This is a genomic window from Nitrospirillum amazonense (assembly GCF_007828045.1).
Taxonomy (GTDB): Bacteria; Pseudomonadota; Alphaproteobacteria; order Azospirillales; family Azospirillaceae; genus Nitrospirillum; species Nitrospirillum amazonense_C.
In genome coordinates, this window is sequence record NZ_VITN01000002.1 from 217604 (window position 1) to 235077 (window position 17474).

The 17474-nt window shown below is 64.3% G+C and carries 14 protein-coding genes; 7 read left to right on the plus strand and 7 right to left on the minus strand.

What is annotated here, in order from left to right; all coding sequences use genetic code 11:
• Positions 1 to 64 precede the first annotated feature (64 nt).
• Positions 65 to 1312 (plus strand): serine hydroxymethyltransferase, encoded by a 1248-nt coding sequence (gene glyA, locus FBZ89_RS03435; RefSeq protein WP_145748638.1) that lies wholly within the window; start codon positions 65 to 67, stop codon positions 1310 to 1312.
• A 69-nt stretch (positions 1313 to 1381) separates the two neighbouring features.
• On the opposite strand, the gene FBZ89_RS03440 is transcribed toward glyA, so the two are convergent.
• The 5 genes from FBZ89_RS03440 to FBZ89_RS03460 form a co-directional block, all read right to left on the minus strand.
• Positions 1382 to 2581, minus strand: coding sequence for a HEPN-associated N-terminal domain-containing protein (locus tag FBZ89_RS03440; protein WP_145748639.1), 1200 nt, complete (start codon positions 2579 to 2581; stop codon positions 1382 to 1384).
• 101 nt (positions 2582 to 2682) lie between these two features.
• Positions 2683 to 3756: a helix-turn-helix domain-containing protein gene (locus FBZ89_RS03445; protein WP_211115094.1), complete on the minus strand. Its 1074-nt coding sequence runs from the start codon at positions 3754 to 3756 to the stop codon at positions 2683 to 2685.
• Positions 3756 to 4388: a hypothetical protein gene (locus FBZ89_RS03450; RefSeq protein WP_145748640.1), complete on the minus strand. Its 633-nt coding sequence runs from the start codon at positions 4386 to 4388 to the stop codon at positions 3756 to 3758. The genes FBZ89_RS03445 and FBZ89_RS03450 overlap by 1 nt, the downstream gene beginning before the upstream one ends.
• A 385-nt stretch (positions 4389 to 4773) precedes the next feature.
• Entirely contained in the window at positions 4774 to 5817 is a 1044-nt protein-coding gene (locus FBZ89_RS03455) for an IS110 family RNA-guided transposase (protein ID WP_145748641.1), read from the minus strand.
• A gap of 156 nt (positions 5818 to 5973) precedes the next feature.
• Complete coding sequence (locus FBZ89_RS03460; RefSeq protein ID WP_145748642.1) at positions 5974 to 7173, minus strand: IS256 family transposase; 1200 nt, start codon at positions 7171 to 7173, stop codon at positions 5974 to 5976.
• A 388-nt stretch (positions 7174 to 7561) separates the two neighbouring features.
• Between FBZ89_RS03460 and prpC the strand changes: the two genes are divergently transcribed.
• Genes prpC through FBZ89_RS03480 form a run of 4 tightly spaced genes read left to right on the plus strand, consistent with a single transcriptional unit; the run spans position 7562 to position 13456 of the window.
• On the plus strand, positions 7562 to 8725 hold the full coding sequence (prpC, locus tag FBZ89_RS03465) for a bifunctional 2-methylcitrate synthase/citrate synthase (protein WP_186457174.1): 1164 nt from the start codon (positions 7562 to 7564) through the stop codon (positions 8723 to 8725).
• 11 nt (positions 8726 to 8736) lie between these two features.
• Positions 8737 to 11373 (plus strand): Fe/S-dependent 2-methylisocitrate dehydratase AcnD, encoded by a 2637-nt coding sequence (acnD, locus tag FBZ89_RS03470; protein ID WP_246172017.1) that lies wholly within the window; start codon positions 8737 to 8739, stop codon positions 11371 to 11373.
• Positions 11373 to 12578, plus strand: a complete 1206-nt coding sequence (prpF, locus tag FBZ89_RS03475) for a 2-methylaconitate cis-trans isomerase PrpF (protein WP_145748643.1) — start codon at positions 11373 to 11375, stop codon at positions 12576 to 12578. The genes acnD and prpF overlap by 1 nt, the downstream gene beginning before the upstream one ends.
• A 17-nt stretch (positions 12579 to 12595) precedes the next feature.
• Positions 12596 to 13456, plus strand: coding sequence for an isocitrate lyase/PEP mutase family protein (locus FBZ89_RS03480; protein WP_145748644.1), 861 nt, complete (start codon positions 12596 to 12598; stop codon positions 13454 to 13456).
• Positions 13457 to 13492: 36 nt separating this feature from the next.
• Here FBZ89_RS03480 and FBZ89_RS03485 read toward each other — a convergent pair whose 3' ends face one another.
• Positions 13493 to 14905, minus strand: coding sequence for a short-chain fatty acyl-CoA regulator family protein (locus FBZ89_RS03485; protein ID WP_145748645.1), 1413 nt, complete (start codon positions 14903 to 14905; stop codon positions 13493 to 13495).
• 149 nt (positions 14906 to 15054) lie between these two features.
• Here FBZ89_RS03485 and FBZ89_RS03490 point away from each other — a divergent pair, with 149 nt between their 5' ends.
• Positions 15055 to 15456: an acyl-CoA thioesterase gene (locus tag FBZ89_RS03490; protein WP_145748646.1), complete on the plus strand. Its 402-nt coding sequence runs from the start codon at positions 15055 to 15057 to the stop codon at positions 15454 to 15456.
• 45 nt (positions 15457 to 15501) lie between these two features.
• A complete protein-coding gene (cobF, locus tag FBZ89_RS03495) occupies positions 15502 to 16272 on the plus strand; it encodes a precorrin-6A synthase (deacetylating) (protein WP_145748647.1) in 771 nt (256 codons plus the stop codon).
• A gap of 25 nt (positions 16273 to 16297) precedes the next feature.
• On the opposite strand, the gene FBZ89_RS03500 is transcribed toward cobF, so the two are convergent.
• Positions 16298 to 17473, minus strand: coding sequence for a TraB/TrbI/VirB10 family type IV secretion system protein (locus tag FBZ89_RS03500; RefSeq protein ID WP_246172018.1), 1176 nt, complete (start codon positions 17471 to 17473; stop codon positions 16298 to 16300).
• Position 17474: the final 1 nt, after the last annotated feature.

Below are 17474 nucleotides of genomic sequence, written 5' to 3' on the forward strand. Positions count from 1 at the left end.
GCCTGTCAGCACGGGAGGGGCGCCACGTCCCTCCCGCCTTTCTTTTCTTTCGGAGGTCCCGCCCATGTTCGACCGCAGCCGCCACACCCTGGACCTGATCGATCCCGAACTCTCCTCCGCCATCGCCGATGAGAACCGCCGGCAGGAAGACCATATCGAGCTGATCGCGTCGGAGAACTACACTTCCCCGGCGGTGATGGCGGCCCAGGGCTCGCAGCTGACCAACAAGTACGCGGAAGGTTATCCCGGCAAGCGCTACTACGGCGGCTGTGAGCATGTGGACGTGGTGGAGCAGTTGGCCATTGACCGCGTGAAGGCGCTGTTCGGGGCGGAGGCCGCCAACGTCCAACCCAATTCCGGCAGCCAGGCCAACCAGGCGGTGTTCTTCGCCGCCCTGAAGCCCGGCGACACCATCCTGGGCATGAGCCTGGCGGAGGGCGGGCACCTGACCCACGGCATGGCACTGAACATGAGCGGCAAATGGTTCAATGCCGTCAGCTACGGCCTGGATGCCCAGGAGGACATCGACTACGCCGCCCTGGAGCGCCAGGCCCACAAGCATCGCCCCAAACTGATCATCGCCGGCGCCTCCGCTTTCGCCCTGCGCATCGATTTCGAACGCATCGCCCGGGTGGCCCGGGACGTCGGCGCCCATTTCATGGTGGACATGGCGCACTACGCCGGCCTGATCGCCGCCGGTATCTACCCCAACCCGGTGCCGCACGCCGACTTCGTCACCACCACCACGCACAAGAGCCTGCGCGGCCCCCGCGGCGGCGTCATCCTGATGCGCGCCCAGCATGAAAAGGCCATCAACGCCGCCGTCTTCCCCGGCCTGCAGGGCGGCCCGCTGATGCACGTCATCGCCGGCAAGGCGGTGGCCTTCAAGGAAGCGGCGACGCCGGAGTTCCACGCCTACCAGGCCCAGGTGGTGCACAACGCCCAGGCCCTGGCCGGCACGCTGATCGAGCGCGGCCTGCGCATCGTCTCCGGCCGCACGGAAAGCCACCTCATGCTGGTGGACCTGCGGGCCAAGGCCATCACCGGCAAGCGGGCAGAGGCGGTGCTGGGCGCCGCCCACATCACCGTCAACAAGAACGCCATCCCCAACGACCCGGAAAAGCCCTTCGTCACCTCCGGCATCCGCCTGGGCACCCCCGCCATGACCACGCGCGGGTTCACGGAACTGGAGGCGCACACCGTCGGTCATTTGATCGCCGACCTGCTGGAGGCACCGGAGGACGAGGCGGTGAGCGCACGGGTGCGTGAGCAGGTGGGGCAGCTAACGCGGGCGTTCCCGGTTTATCGGTGAGTATCTGCAAGGGCTGTTGCGGAGGGCGGAAATCATTGGCGGGTTGACATAAGGAAGATAGTCTACCGATTAAGTCCGTTCATGTTCCACAGTTATTAAACGAACAAGTTTCTCCGCTATCCCAGAATATTCGGTCGACTCAGAGCATTGTTCGTTTTCACAAAATAAAACGAATGCTCGACCATCGGCACGCCGCGAACTGGTATAGATGATTCCGTCAATCGGGTTACCATTAGAATCCCGAAAAACCCGTCTGAAGTATTCGGTAACAATCTGGGTTGGTACATATTCTATGTGCTCGCGACCGTCCCGCGTAATTGGCCGCGCAATGTCACTCGCAAAGGCATGAAGGAACCGGAGTGGATGGATACGGTGGTGTCCATCTTCTTCAAACACACTCGGAATAGCTGGCAGATCGGCTAGATCAAGCATGCGTAGATCCCGCGTCGGACGAAAGGTTCCAATCGATATGACTTGGCCAGCGTGGGTAGCAGCATCAAAGGTTTCAACACGCGCGGTGTCCAGATCGAAAGCACCATAGAACATTGGAATACCGGCGGGACTCATACGGTTGGACTGGATGGCGAATTCGGGCGGGGGCGTGCCTATTTCGGCACTGGTCGTATAAGGCGTTTTCCCGATGCGGATTCGAATCAAATCGGTATCGCTGATGATCGCCGTGATTAGGTTGAGATCTGCGAGTTCATTGACGACTGTTTCGCCAATCGCGGCGAGCATCTGCGAAGGGGGTACCTCCGTCATATCGTCGCTGTCATCGGGTGTGAGGAACACGTAGCGGGTCTGATGTTTCACAACGTGCTTAAATTGATCCCACCCCCAAGAAAGACGTTGGCTCTTATCACCGATATAATATTCACGATCAACCCAACCGTTATGGCCAACAGCACTGATGATCGCGTCGATTACATCGCTATTTTCGCTGATGTCGTAGTCACTTAATACATCCCAGGTGTCGGAGATTGATGCCTGATATCCGCCCTCGGCGGATTCATAGGCGATCCCCTCGTCATCGGGGTTATTCCAGTCAAACTTTATGCCAATGAGTACGATGCCGATAAAAGCATCAAAGCTTGCTGCGATTGGCTCCGCTGACTCCTCCCCGCAAAAAGAACACCTATAACTCTCAGAATTATTTGTGACCCATTGCTTAAGTACTGGATCGGTGACGCAACTCGCGCAGATATCGCCAGCGACTGCACTGTAGCCGCGCTCATATTGCTCTAGCTGCCATTCCTTGGCCCTGCCCACACGCGTGTCTCCTAAAAGTTTGCGCCGATCATAACACCGGAGGCTGTGGTCTAATTCGCCTGATCTCTCGCATGCCAGGAAATAGCGCAAACAGCACAACTTCAGATTACGCGCAGGCCACTCTTTTTCTCAGGCTCACTCATTGCGCGGCCCGTGAGTTGAAACAGTATTCCATCCAGTTCGCCCGTTGGGACGTGAAGTTCGTTAGCAATATGGTCGCGCGTGATCCGCTCACGCCAGAGCGCCGCGAACACCTGCGGCCACAAGGCCGACACCTCCGGATCAAGTCCTTCGGGTTCCTGACGACGATATCCGCGGCTCGACATCTCAATATTGAAGTTACGATTTTGCCAATCACTGACAACGCCGAGCTTGTGGAGCCGGTAGTTCAATGCAGCCACCGAAACACCCCAGCGTTTCTTGGCATGAATTAGTGCGCCAAGATCTGGCACATATCGAACCCGACTTACAACGTCATCTGCCGGCATCAGGAAGGCCGAAGCGAACCGATCCGCTTCGCTTTCCGCTTGCCTACTATCCTGCGGTGTACCATGTTTGTGCATTACTAAATGACCAAGTTCATGCGCGGCATCGAAGCGACTACGCTCCGTCGATTTGAACGTATTCAAGAAAGCGAACGGCTGTTCATTTCGCCAACACGAAAAAGCATCGACGTTCCTAGTATCTTCACAGAGTGAAAATACGCGAACGCCTTTGGACTCAAGTAACTTGATCATGCTCGAAATCGGCTGCTGACCGAGGCCCCAATTAGCACGCACGATTTGCGCCGCTGCCTCCGGGGTCGCGTCCCTAACCTGTGGGACGCTTATCTCGGGAAGGTTGAAACGCTCAGCAATCCAATCATGAAACAGGTATGCGATTACGCCGGCCGATAATGCAGCATCGCGTTCTTTCGCGGTCATTGACGAAAGGCTGCGGAAACTCGCGGCTTCGGTTGGAAGTTCATCAACCTCCTTTGCAAAAAAGAATGACTGCGGGAAGCCAAGGACGCGCGACAGTGCCTGCGTGGTCCCATCCTCCGGTTCATTCGCTCCATTCTCCAACCGCGAAATCGTAATCGGTGAGACATCGATCGCGCTCGCCAAGGCACGCGCAGTCAGCTTCCGCCGCTTGCGGGCCAAGATCAGTCTCTGAGGATTGAACACAGCAGCCATCAATCCTTGCGTGAGACGGTAACCTCATAGTCGGCTGGCGGCTCACTATCGTCCGCAAGCGGATTGGGGCCGTCCCATTCGCCCTTCTTAACGAGTAAGATGCGTTCGTGAAAGCCGTCGTACTTCTCGTCATTGATCGCGATCGGACAAGACAGTTCCGCGCGGACGTCATCACCATCAGCGTAAACAAACAACATCCAAGCTGCAGCGGTGATCTCCGCGGTCTCCTTGATCTTGTGCTCTGGGAATAACTCGTACTGACCGAGCTCCACCGCACGGGCCGATCCGGCCCCTTTCTTGGAAGATGCGATTGGATCGTATAACGGATCGCCAGCCCGATCAGCGTTCTGGAAGACGACCTTGATGCCGACGGATTCGTTGAAGATCGATTCGATATTATCGCGTCGGCAAACTTCCCAGCCCTGAGGTACGAAGACACGCCGCAAATGGGTAGTGCCCTCGATCCACGAAAACTGACCGGCAGCACTCAGCGGATGGAAGGGGGTAGCGTTTCGCCTACTGCCCACAGCAGCACGGACAACGTCCAGGAGTGCTGCCTTGGGAAGACCCAGCTGCTCGAGCCTAGGGACAACTTCCATCTCTTCCGCAAGAACCACCACGGCACGCTCCATGTTAACTTTCAAGCCCTCATTTGAGATGAGGAAAGTTAACATGTCAATGTTTTCATCATGGTTTTGTGCTCTTCTGACAAGAGGGGGAATTTCGCAAGCCGCCGCTCAGCCACCATAGCGAAGGCACTTCCAGATCGTGTCCCCATGCGTTCTCTAATCTGGACTGTCAATGCCCATGTGGGTTGATTGGCCTTATGGGGAGACATCGCCGCCGGGCTCACGGTTCTCTTCGTGGTCGCTGAGCGCCACACCATGGCCTTGGATGGCTGGAGCGGGTCAATGTGGTGTCCGCCATTCCTTTGCAGGCGGCAGGCGCGGGAACGACCTTGCTCTGGCCTTCGTCCCGGCGGGGACGACCCCTTGTGGCTGACCTGTTCCGGGGTGGTCAGGGGACCGCGTCTGGTTCTGGCATCCACCGGAACTCCGATCCATCGCACCACATGCTGTGCAGAATGACGGCCAGTTTGCGGGCGACGGCGACTTTGGCCTTTTTGAAGCCCGAACGCTTGGCGATACGCAGCCCCCAGGTCTGAAGCCCGGAGGGCTTCTTGATCCGGGTGAGGAGCACGTTGGCCGCTTCATAGAGATGGGTCCGGACCTCCTGGTCCCCGCATTTCGAGATGTGCCCGGAGAGATCGACCTCCCCTGACGCATAGCGCCTGGGGGTCAGGCCCAAATAGGCCCCGACGCTGCTGGATCGGACGAAGCGGGCGGGATCATCAATCGCCGCCCATACCGACAGTGCGGTGACCGGTCCGACCCCCGGGACCGCCATGAACCTGCGACAGACCTCGGAGGCCTTGGCCTGGCGCATGAGGTCGCGGTCGAGATCACTGATGCGGGACTGCAGCTCGGCCCTGGTCTTCAGCAGCGTTCCGACCAGCTTGCTCAATTCGGGGCTGGCGGACAGCTCACCGGCGAGAAGCTCCTCGGCCCGCTTCATGAACCCGCCGACCCGCTTGCCGAATAGGATCCCGAAGGTCTTGAGCAGGCCGCGGACCTGATTGTCGATGTCACCCCGCATGCCGACCAGCAACCCACGCGAGGTCAGAAGCGCCCGGGTCACATGGCTGGCGCCAGACTTGACGTGAACCTGCCGGAACCAGCCGGTACGCATGATCTGGGCCAGGCCGACCGCATCGTTCCGGTCCGTCTTGTTGATCATCATCGACAGCCCGGCCTTGGCGTGGCGGGCATCGATGCAGATCGCCGGCAAGCTGAACGCCCGCAGCTCGTTCCACAGCCAGACGGCCAGCGGGCCCGTTTCCAGCCCGATGCGATCAACCTCGCCGGCGCGTTCCCGGATGAAAGCAGCGATTGCCTCCGGCAGCGATGGTACCTTCCGCTCCGCCAGAATTTTACCCTGGTCGTCGACAATGCAGATCGCAGTCTCTTCCAGCGAGACATCCAGCCCGACATACTTCTTCATGGCAGCCCTCCTTCCGTGTTCCGGCGCGCGCCGATCCATCCCCACCGACCAGTGTGGAGGGCTGCCGCCTTCCTTCGAAAGGCCCCAGCGCAATTAGGCTATGTGGTGTAACAGGCGCCTGGCCATCGGGCTCTCCGGCGGGTTTGGCCGGGAGGGTCATGCAGCGGCAGTTGGCAGCATGATGGTGTGATCATCGCCGACAGCGGCAACGGATTCCAGGGTCATGTATCGGCCGCGCTGAACGGCCCATTCATCGTTGATCTCCATGAGGACGGCGCCGACCAGACGGGTGATGGCGTCCTCATTGGGAAAGATGCCGACGACCTCGGTTCGGCGCTTGATCTCGCCGTTGAGGCGTTCGATGGGGTTGGTGCTATGTAACTTGGTCCTGTGGGCGGCGGGGAAGGACATAAAGGCCAGCACGTCGTCCTCGGCCTCGTCCATGAGGGCGGCCAGCTTGCCGACCTTGGGACGGAGTTGATCGGCAACCTGGCGCCACTGTGTCCGGGCGGCGGCGGCATCGTCCTGGGCAAAGGCGGTGCCGATGAAGGCGGCAACGACACGGCGGCCCTGCTTGCCGGCATGGGCCAGGGCGTTGCGCATAAAATGAACGCGGCAGCGCTGCCAGGTGGCGCGGAACACGCGGGCCACGGCGGCCTTGATGCCCTCGTGGGCGTCGGAGACGACCAGCTTGACGCCACCCAGGCCGCGGCGCTTGAGCTTGCGCAGGAACTCCACCCAGAAGGTCTCGGCCTCCGAGACGCCGATGTCCATGCCCAGGACCTCCCGGCGGCCGTTGGTGTTGACCGCCACGGCGATGGTGACGGCGACGGAAACAATGCGGCCGTTCTGGCGGACCTTCACGTAGGTGGCGTCGATCCAGAGATAGGGCCAGTCGCCTTCCAGCGGCCGTTCCAGGAAGGTCTTCACCCGGCCGTCGATCTCCTCGCACAGCCGGCTGACCTGGCTCTTGGAGATGCCGGTCATGCCCATGGCCTGGACCAAGTCGTCCACCGCGCGGGTGGAGACGCCCTGGATATAGGCCTCCTGGATCACGGCCGTCAGCGCCTTCTCCGCCATGCGGCGCGGTTCCAGGAATCCCGGGAAATAGCTGCCCTTGCGCAGCTTGGGGATACGCAATTCCACTGTGCCGGCCCGGGTGTGCCAGTCGCGATCGCGGTAGCCGTTGCGCTGAACCAGCCGGCTCGCCGACCGCTCGCCAGGTTCGGCGCCGGTCAGCCCCTGGACCTCCAGTTCCATCAGCCGCTGGGCGGCAAAGCCGATCATCTCTCTGAGCACATCGGCATCAGCGCCCTTCTCAAGCATCGAACGCAGCGCCATCATCGGGTCGGTCATCGTGGTCACCTTCGGTTGGAGGGTGTGTGTGGTGACCAAACTCTACCGAAGACCCGCGATGACCGCCCGCCGGGTCAGGCCTTCCAGCCGGCTACGCCGGCCCCCAGGCCTGACCCGGCGGATGCGCTCCTACACCACGCGGTGGGGCACGATCCACTTCCAGATATCCGAAATAGGCACAAGTAAATGGCTTGGTGCGCCCTCAAAACCAAGGCGGCACGCAGCAACCCCCTTCGCAACCTTCGCCACTTCGCAGCGCCCTCTCGGCTAATCTCCACCATTTCAGCCATTCACCGGACCGGATCACCTTCCGATGATGCCGCCGAACGGCGAAGGACGGGCGTAGGCCTTCCTGCCGCCCCGGCATCATTCGAACAGGAACGCCCCCATGAACGCGATCGCGCCCGAGACACCCACGCCTTTCAAGCCCAAGAAGTCCGTGGCCCTGTCCGGTGTCACCGCCGGCAACACCGCGCTGTGCACCGTGGGCAAGTCGGGGAACGACCTGCACTACCGGGGCTATGACATCCTGGACATCGCCGAGCGCTGCGAGTTCGAGGAGGTGGCCCATCTGCTGGTGCACGGCAAGCTGCCGACGGGCGCCGAGTTGCGTGCCTACAAGGCCAAGCTGAAGGCCCTGCGCGGCCTGCCCACCGATGTGAAGCGCGCCCTGGAATGCCTGCCGGCTTCCGCCCATCCCATGGACGTGATGCGCACCGGCGTCTCCGCCCTGGGCTGCGCCCTGCCGGAGAAGGACGATCACAACATCCCCGGCGCCCGCGACATCGCCGACCGGCTGATGGCCTCGTTGGGGTCCATACTGCTGTACTGGTACCACTGGTCCACCAACGGCAAGCGCATCGACGTCGAGACGGACGATGAGTCCATCGGCGGCCATTTCCTGCACCTGCTGCACGGCCGCACGCCGTCGGCGGCGTGGGAGCGGGCCATGCACACCTCGCTGATCCTGTACGCCGAGCATGAGTTCAACGCCTCCACCTTCGCCGGGCGGGTCATCGCCGGCACGGGTGCCGACATCTATTCGGCGGTGACGGGCGCCATCGGCGCCCTGCGCGGGCCCAAGCACGGCGGCGCCAACGAGGTCGCTTTCGAGATCCAGAAGCGCTACGACACCCCCGACGAGGCGGAGGCCGACATCCGCCGCCGGGTGGAGGCCAAGGAGGTGGTGATCGGCTTCGGCCACCCCGTCTACACCGTCTCCGACCCGCGCAACGAGGTCATCAAGCGCGTCGCCCACAGCCTGTCGGTGGAGGCGGGCTCCACCAAGATGTTCGACATCGCCGCCCGGCTGGAGGCGGTAATGTGGGACATCAAGCGCATGTTCCCCAACCTGGATTGGTTCAGCGCCGTCAGCTACCACATGATGGGCGTGCCCACGGCCATGTTCACGCCGCTGTTTGTCATCTCCCGCACCTCCGGCTGGGCGGCGCACATCATCGAGCAGCGCATCGACAACAAGATCATCCGCCCCAGCGCCAACTACACCGGGCCGGAAGACCGCGCCTTCGTGGCCATCGACCAGCGCCAGTGAGGGTGGGGATCGTGCTGAACAGTGCCTATCGCAAGCCGCTAGCGGGCACGCGGCTGGACTATTTCGACGCGCCGGCCGCCGTCAACGCCACCCGGCCGGGCGCTTGGGCCGGGCTGCCCTATGTGTCGCGGGTGCTGGCGGAGCAGCTGGTGCGCCGCTGCCACCCGGCGCTGCTGACCGACGCCCTGCGCCAGCTGGTCGAGCGCCGGCGGGATCTGGATTTCCCCTGGTACCCGGCCCGCGTCGTCTGTCACGACATCCTGGGCCAGACAGCGTTGGTGGACCTGGCGGGCCTGCGCGACGCCATCGCGGACCAGGGCGGCGACCCGGCCAAGGTCAACCCGGTGGTGCCGACCCAGCTGATCGTGGACCATTCGCTGGCCGTGGAGTACGGCGGCCACGATCCGCAGGCGTTCGAGAAGAATCGCGCGGTGGAGGACCGCCGCAACGAGGACCGCTTCCACTTCATCGACTGGACCAAACGCGCCTTCGAGAACGTGGACGTCATCCCCGCCGGCAACGGTATCATGCACCAGATCAACCTGGAGAAGATGTCGCCGGTCATCCAGGTGCGGGACGGCGTGGCCTTCCCCGATACCTGCGTGGGCACGGACAGCCACACGCCGCACGTTGACGCCCTGGGCGTCATCGCCATCGGCGTGGGCGGGCTGGAGGCGGAGACGGTCATGCTGGGCCGCGCCTCCATGATGCGCCTGCCGGACATCGTCGGCGTCCGCCTGACGGGCCGGCGCCAACCGGGCATCACCGCCACCGACATCGTGTTGGCCCTGACCGAGTTTTTACGCCGGGAGCGCGTGGTCGGCGCCTGGGTGGAGTTCTTCGGCGGCGGCGCCGACAGCCTGTCCATCGGCGACCGAGCCACCATTTCCAACATGTGCCCAGAATACGGCGCCACCGCCGCCATGTTTTACATCGACCAGCAGACCATCGAGTACCTGACCCTGACCGGCCGGGCGCCGGAGCAGGTGGCGTTGGTCGAGACCTACGCCACGGCCCTGGGCCTGTGGGCCGACGCCCTGACGACGGCGGAGTATGAGCGGGTGCTGGAATTCGACCTGGCCAGTGTCGAACGCACCATGGCCGGCCCGTCCAACCCGCATAAGCGCCTGCCCACATCCGCCCTGCGAGACCGCGGCATCGCCGTGAACCTGGAGGGGGCGCTGGCGGAGGAGCGTGAGAGCCTGCTGCCCGATGGCGCCGTTATCATCGCCGCCATCACCAGTTGCACAAACACTTCCAACCCGCGCAACGTGGTGGCGGCCGGCCTGCTGGCCCGGAACGCCAACGCCCTGGGCCTGGTGAGCAAGCCCTGGGTCAAGACCTCCTTCGCCCCCGGTTCCAAGGTCGCGCGGCTGTACCTAGAGGAGGCGGGCCTGCTGCGGGAGCTGGAGGCGCTGGGTTTCGGCATCGTCGCCTATGCCTGCACCACCTGCAACGGCATGTCCGGCGCGCTGGACCCGGCGATCCAGCGGGAGATCATGGAACGCGACCTCTATGCCACCGCCGTGCTGTCGGGCAACCGCAACTTCGACGGCCGCATCCACCCCTACGCCAAGCAGGCCTTCCTGGCCTCCCCGCCCCTGGTGGTGGCCTATGCCATCGCCGGCACCGTACGCTTCGATATCGAGCGCGACGTGCTGGGCACCGATGACCAGGGCCGGCCGGTCACGCTGAAAGATCTGTGGCCGTCGGATGAGGAGATCGACGCCATCGTGGCCGCCAGCGTGAGGCCGGAGCAGTTCCGCCAGGTGTATGAGCCCATGTTCGGCGCGGGGCGGCACAGCGTCGAGAAGGTCAGCCCTCTGTACGACTGGCGCCCCACCTCCACCTACATCCGCCGCCCACCCTATTGGGACACGGAAGGGGTGGGCGCCCTGGCCGCCACCCCGCGCACGCTGAAGGCCATGCGCCCCCTGGCCATCCTGCCGGACAACATCACCACCGATCATCTGTCGCCCTCCAACGCCATCTTGGCGAACTCGGCGGCGGGCGAGTACCTGACGCGCATGGGCGTGCCGGAGGAGGACTTCAACTCCTACGCCACGCATCGCGGCGACCATCTGACCGCCCTGCGCGCCACCTTCGCCAACCCGCAGCTGGTCAATGAGATGGCGGTGGTGGACGGGGCGGTGAAGAAGGGCTCCCTCACTCGGCTGGAACCCGACGGCACGGTCACGCGCATGTGGGAGGCCATCGAGACCTACCTGGATCGCCGGCAGCCGCTGATCGTCATCGCCGGCGCCGACTACGGCCAAGGGTCCAGCCGCGACTGGGCGGCCAAGGGCGTGCGCCTGGCGGGGGTGGAGGCCATCGTGGCCGAGGGGTTCGAACGCATCCACCGCACCAACCTGATCGGCATGGGCGTGCTGCCGCTGGAGTTTAAGCCGGGCACCACCCGCCTGACCCTGGGCCTGGATGGCACCGAGACATATGATGTGGAGGGTGGACGCGAACCGCGCGCCGACCTGACGCTGGTCATCCACCGCCGCGATGGCACGGCTGAGCGGGTGCCCGTCACCTGCCGCCTGGACACGGCCGAGGAAGTGTCGATCTATGAGGCCGGCGGCGTGCTGCAGCGCTTCGCCCAGGATTTCCTGGCCGCTACGCGAACGAAGGAGGCCGTGTGATGGCCCAGGCCCCACAAGTCCGCATCCCCGCCACTTATATGCGCGGCGGCACCAGCAAGGGCGTGTTCTTCCGCCTGGAGGATCTGCCGGAAGCTTGCCGCGTGCCCGGTGAGGCCCGTGACCGCCTGTTCCTGCGGGTGATCGGCAGCCCCGACCCCTATGGCAAGCACACCGACGGCATGGGGGGTGCGACCTCCAGCACCAGCAAATGCGTCATCCTGTCGAGGAGTGCGCGGCCGGACCACGACGTGGACTATCTCTACGGCCAGGTCGCCATCGACACCGCCTTCATCGACTGGTCGGGCAATTGCGGCAACCTGTCCACGGCGGCCGGCGCCTTCGCCCTGCATGCCGGCCTGGTGGACCCAGCGCGCATCCCGCAGGAGGGGGTGTGCACGGTGCGCATCTGGCAGGCCAATATCGGCAAGACCATCATCGCCCACGTTCCGGTCAGCGGCGGCCAGGTGCAAGAGACCGGCGATTTCGAGCTGGACGGCGTGACCTTCCCGGCTGCGGAGATTGTGCTGGAGTTCATCGACCCGGCCGACGAGAGCGACGGGGACGGCGGCGGGTCCATGTTCCCCACCGGCAACCTGGTCGATGTGCTGGAGGTGCCGGAGAGCCTGGTGCCCGGCGGCCGGCTGAAGGCCACGCTGATCAACGCCGGCATCCCCACCATCTTCGTGCGGGCCGCTGACATCGGCTACACCGGCACCGAACTGCAGGGCGCCATCAACGGCGACGTCGATGCCCTGGCACGGTTCGAGGCCTTGCGTGCCATCGGCGCCGTGCGCATGGGGCTGATCCCTGACCTGGCCGGGGCGGCCAAGCGCCAGCACACGCCCAAGATCGCCTTCGTGGCGCCGCCGGCGGACCATGTCGTCTCCAGCGGCAAGGCCATCGCCGCCGGCGATGTCGATCTGCTGGTCCGCGCCCTGTCCATGGGCAAGCTGCACCACGCCATGATGGGTACGGCGGCGGTGGCCATCGCCACGGCGGCGGCCGTGCCCGGCACCCTGGTCAACCTGGCCGCCGGCGGCGGTGAGCGCACCTCCGTCCGCTTCGGTCACCCCTCCGGCACCCTGCGCGTGGGTGCCGAAGCCAAGCTGGTGGACGGCCAGTGGGCGGTCACCAAGGCGATCATGAGCCGTAGCGCCCGCATCCTGATGGAAGGCTGGGTTCGCGTACCCGCCGATGTGTTTTGAGCCTCAAGGAAACAGCCATGTCTACCCGCAAGAAACTCAAGGAACTGGTGGAGGCCCGCCGCGGCGTCATCGTGCCCGGCGCCTTCAACGCCCTGTCCGCCAAGGTGGTGGAAGACCTCGGGTTCGAGGCCATCTACGTCACCGGCGCCGGTGTCACCAACATGTGGTTCGGCATGCCGGACCAGGGCTTCATGGGCCTGGCGGAGATCGCCGACCATACGGCCCGCATCCGTGACACGGTGAATGTTCCGCTGCTGGTCGATGCCGACACCGGCTTCGGCAACGCGCTGAACGTCTATCACACCGTGCGCACGCTGGAGCGGGCGGGTGCGGACTGCATCCAGTTGGAAGACCAGGTGGCGCCCAAGCGCTGCGGCCATTTCAATGGCAAGGACGTCATCTCCACCGAGGAGGCGGTGTCCAAGATCAAGGCCGCGGTGGATGCCCGCCGCGACCCGGGCCTGCTGATCATGGCCCGCACCGACGCCGCCGCCGTCCACGGCTTCGACGCCGCCATCGAGCGTGCCCAGCAGTTCGCCGAGGCCGGCGCCGACATTCTGTTCGTGGAGGCGGTGACGACAGCCGATGAAATCCGCGCCTTGCCCCAACGCCTGGCCAAGCCACAGCTGATGAACATGGTCATCGGCGGCAAGACCCCCATCTTCAACGCCACCGAATTGGCGGCACTGGGCTACGGCGTCGTGCTCTACGCCAACGCCGCCCTGCAGGGCGCCGTCATGGGCATGCAGAAGGCCCTGACGGTGCTGCGCGACGAAAAGGAAGTGACGGAGACCAGCGGCCTCGTCACCCCCTTCGCCGAACGCCAGCGCCTGGTGGGCAAGCCCGAGTGGGATGCCTTGGACAAGCGCTATAGCTGAACCCGAAGGGCGTGAGGGACGGGTCTTTTCCGTTCTTCACTCCCGGCCTCGATAGGGCGCAATGGTCGCCACCGTCTCATCCACCACCAGGGGCCTGCCAATGGCCGGAAAGGCCCGCTGCGCGCAGTTGGTCCGTTCACAGACTTTGCAGCCGGCGCCGATGGGGGTGGCGGCGTCCGGGTCCGACAGGTCCATGCCCTTGGCGTAGACCAGGCGGGCGGCATGGCGGATGTCGCAGCCCAGGCCGATAGCGAACTGCTTGGCCGGCGCGCCATAGCCGCCGGCACCATGGGTGACGGTGCGCGCCACCCAGAGGTATTGCCGTCCCTCCGGCATCACCGCCCGCTGGGTCAGGATACGGCCCGGCTGGGCGAAGGCCTCATAGACGTTCCACAGGGGGCAGGAGCCACCGACGCGGGAAAAGTGGAAGTCAGTGGCCGATTGCCGCTTGGAGATGTTGCCCGCCCGGTCCACTCGCACGAAGAAGAAGGGCACCCCCCGGGCATCCGACCGTTGCAGGGTGCTGAGCCGATGGCACACTGTCTCGAACCGCACGCCGAACTGCCGCTCCAGCCGCTCGATGTCATAGCGCAGGCTTTCGGCGGCGGAGAGGAAGGGCTGATAGGGCAACAGCACGGCGCCAGCGAAGTAGTTGGCCAAGCCGATGCGGGCCAGCCGCCGCGCTTCCTCGCCCGAAAAATCGCCTTGGGCCGTCAGCCGGTCCAGTTCATCGCCGCATTCCAGGAAGGCGACCTGCGTGGCCATATGGAAGGCGCGCTGCCCCGCCGTCAGGTCGGCGGCGAGGTGCAGGGTGCGGCTGGCGGCATCGTAACGACGGGTGGGCCGGTCCCCGCCATCCTCCATCACCAGCCGCACGCCATGACGCCGCGCCAGGTGCGCCAGCAGGCCAGGCGCCATAGTGCCGATGACCAGGTCCGCCGCGCGGTACAGCTTCTCCGCCGCCAGGTCCAGCGTGTCGATATGGTTATGGCGCGCGTAGAAGAAGTCGCGCACCTCCTCGAACGGCATCAGCGGCTTGGGCGCCTGCTGCCAATCCTCCCCCAGCCGCGCCGAGACCTGCTCCAGCCGGCCGGAGACCTCACGGTAGCGGCGGTGCAGCGACATCAGGGCGCGGCCCACCGCCGGCATGGTGGAGGCCAACTCGCGCAGCTCCGCCAGCGCGACACCGTCCCCCACCCCGGCCTCGGTCAGCGCGTCGCGCAGGTCGGCGACCAGCCGCGCCTCCTCATCCTCGGAGAACAGCTGCACGTCGACGCCGAAGACCGCGTTGATCTTCAGCAGCACGGGCACGGTCAGGGGCCGCAGGTTCTGTTCCAGCTGGTTGAGGTAGCTGGGCGACAGCTCCAGCGCGCGGGCCAGCGCCGCCTGGCTCAGCCCCCGTTCCTCCCGCAACCGGCGCAGCCGCACGCCAACGAATTGCTTACGCATGGCCTGTCATCCACAACATTCACTCATTCGCCGGATATCATTAACAAATCTACGCAACTTCAAGCGTTTCCGGGAATTCCTTTTGCGAATATTGAGAATGTCAGTGCTGATGGCAAGTGGGATTAAGGAGACACACGATGGATGGGCCCATGGATACCGACGCCGCCTCGGTGCTGACCGAAATGGTGTTTCCCGGCCTCGCCAACCACTACGGCACCCTGTTCGGCGGCCAGGCGCTGAACCTGATGGGCAAGGCCGCCTTCATCGCTGCCAGCCGCCGCGCCGGCTGCGACGTCGTCATGGTGGCCGCAGACAGGGTGGTCTTCCGCCGGCCCATTCCCGTGGGGCACCTGTTGGAACTGACGGCGCGCGTCGTGCGCATCGGCCGGTCGTCCATGACGGTCGCGGTCAGTGGCCAGAGCCGCCCGCCGAAGGGCGGCCCGAACAGCCATGCCATGGATGGGGTCTTTGAGATGGTCGCGGTCGATGCCGACGGGCGCCCGAAGCCGGTTTTCGCACAGCCGGGAGCGGCGGTCGCCCGGAAAAACTGATAAAGTCAGGCGCGTTCTTCGATGATTTCAAAACCGGTGGTTACCATGAAGAAGATACTAATCATCGGCATTGGCGCCGGAAATCCCGACTATGTAACCATCCAAGCCGTCAACGCCCTAAACCAGGTCGACGTTTTCTTCATCCTCGACAAGGGCGCGGAGAAATCCCGGCTAATCGAACTGCGCAAAGAAATTTGCCGGCGCTACATCCAGGGCGACGATTACCGTTTTGTCGACGCGACCAGCCCGCAATGGGACCGGACGTCAGAGAATTATCTTTCAACGGTCGATGGTCTGAACCGCGACAAGCAGGTCCTGTTCGAGCGCCTGATCACCTCGGAGATGCGGGATGGCGAATGCGGCGCCTTCCTCGTCTGGGGCGACCCGACCCTATATGACAGCACGATCCGGATCATCGCGACCATCGCCGCGACCGGCCGACACGACCTGGAATACGAGATGATACCCGGTATCAGTAGCGTGCAGGCCCTTGCGGCACGGCACAAAACATCCCTGAACCATATCGGTCGATCGATTGAGATCACCACGGGCCGTAGGCTGGCGGAAGGGTTCCCCAACAATGCCGACTGCGTCGTTGTCATGCTCGATGCCGACAACAGCTACAGGCGCTACGCCGACCAGGAAGATATCGAGATCCACTGGGGGGCTTACTTGGGCACGCCGGACGAAATCCTGGTGGCGGGAAAGCTGAAGGACGTTGTGGACGACATCGAGCGCCTACGGGCAGAGGCGCGGCTCAAGAACGGCTGGGTCATGGACACATATCTCCTGCGCCGTAGCAGCAGCGAATTGTGAACCGCACTGCAATTGTCGGAGGCGTTCACTTCTGAGAGTAGGGCTCAAGCATCAGATCGCGGTTCACCAGCACGCGCAAGGGCAGCCCCGGCCGGTCCGTGAGCGTGGGCTGAACGCCCAGGTCCTTGGCCGCCAGTCGTTGCCCTACTTGGTTGGCGGCGTTATCGCCGCTCTGGCGCACGGCCACGACGACATTGCCGCCGCCGTTGGTCTGGGTATCGCCATTGCTGGCCAGTTCGCCGGACACCCCCAGCAGGGTGGAAAGCACCATGCCGCGCAGCAGGCGGCCGGTGTGGTAATCGACCTCGTCTTCCAATCCGGCGTGGCCCTCCGTGTCGGTAGCCGGCAGGCGGTCTAGCACCAGGGATTTGCCGTTGGGTAGCAGCAGGCGTGTCCACACCACCAGGATGCGCGACTGGCCGTAGGTCACGGCGCTGTCGTAAGTGCCCAGCAGGCGCGCACCCTGAGGGATCAGCAGGAACCGACCCGTGACACTGTCATAGATGTTCTCCGTCACCTGGGCGGTGACCTGCCCAGGCAAGTCGGAATTCAAGCCTGTCACCAGCGCCGCCGCCAGGACGGTGCCGGCTTGGATGACATAGGGGGAGGCTGGTGGTTGCAGCCGATGCGCCGCCACGGTCATGGTGTCTGCTGGACCGTGCAGGAAAGCCCGCTTATGGGCCTGCTGGTTGGGATCGTTGTCTTCAGCCTCCTCCCCAGCGGCAACGGCCGCCCCCTGCCCTGGTTCCTCCTTCGCTTCCAGCAATGGACCAGCGGCATGGGCTGTCACGGTGAAGAACACCGGGGACGCGGCGGCCTGCTGGCGCTGGCGGTTCCGCTCCTGCGCCGCAGAGTTCGCCGGCCCGCCGGGACTGGTGAACGCTGGCATTGGCGACGGTGGCGGCAATGGCTGCGATGCAGGAGGCACCGCCGGGTGTCGGGTCAGGTCAGCATAGCCGGGCGGTGGTGCTGTCAGGCTATCGTCCGGCTTGACCTCGGTGGCGTAAAGCTGCTGATCGGCCGTCAGCTTCGGCGGTTTCCAGGTCAGCGCCCACCACAGCGCCACCACCACCAACAAGGCCAGGACCGCGCTGGCGATGCCCAAGGTCCGGCGCGACAGCCGTGTCACCGGTCGCGGCCGCGCCCGCAGGGCGAAGGCCGCCGGATCCGCCTTGGTCGGGGGCTCCGGGGTCGGGTCCATG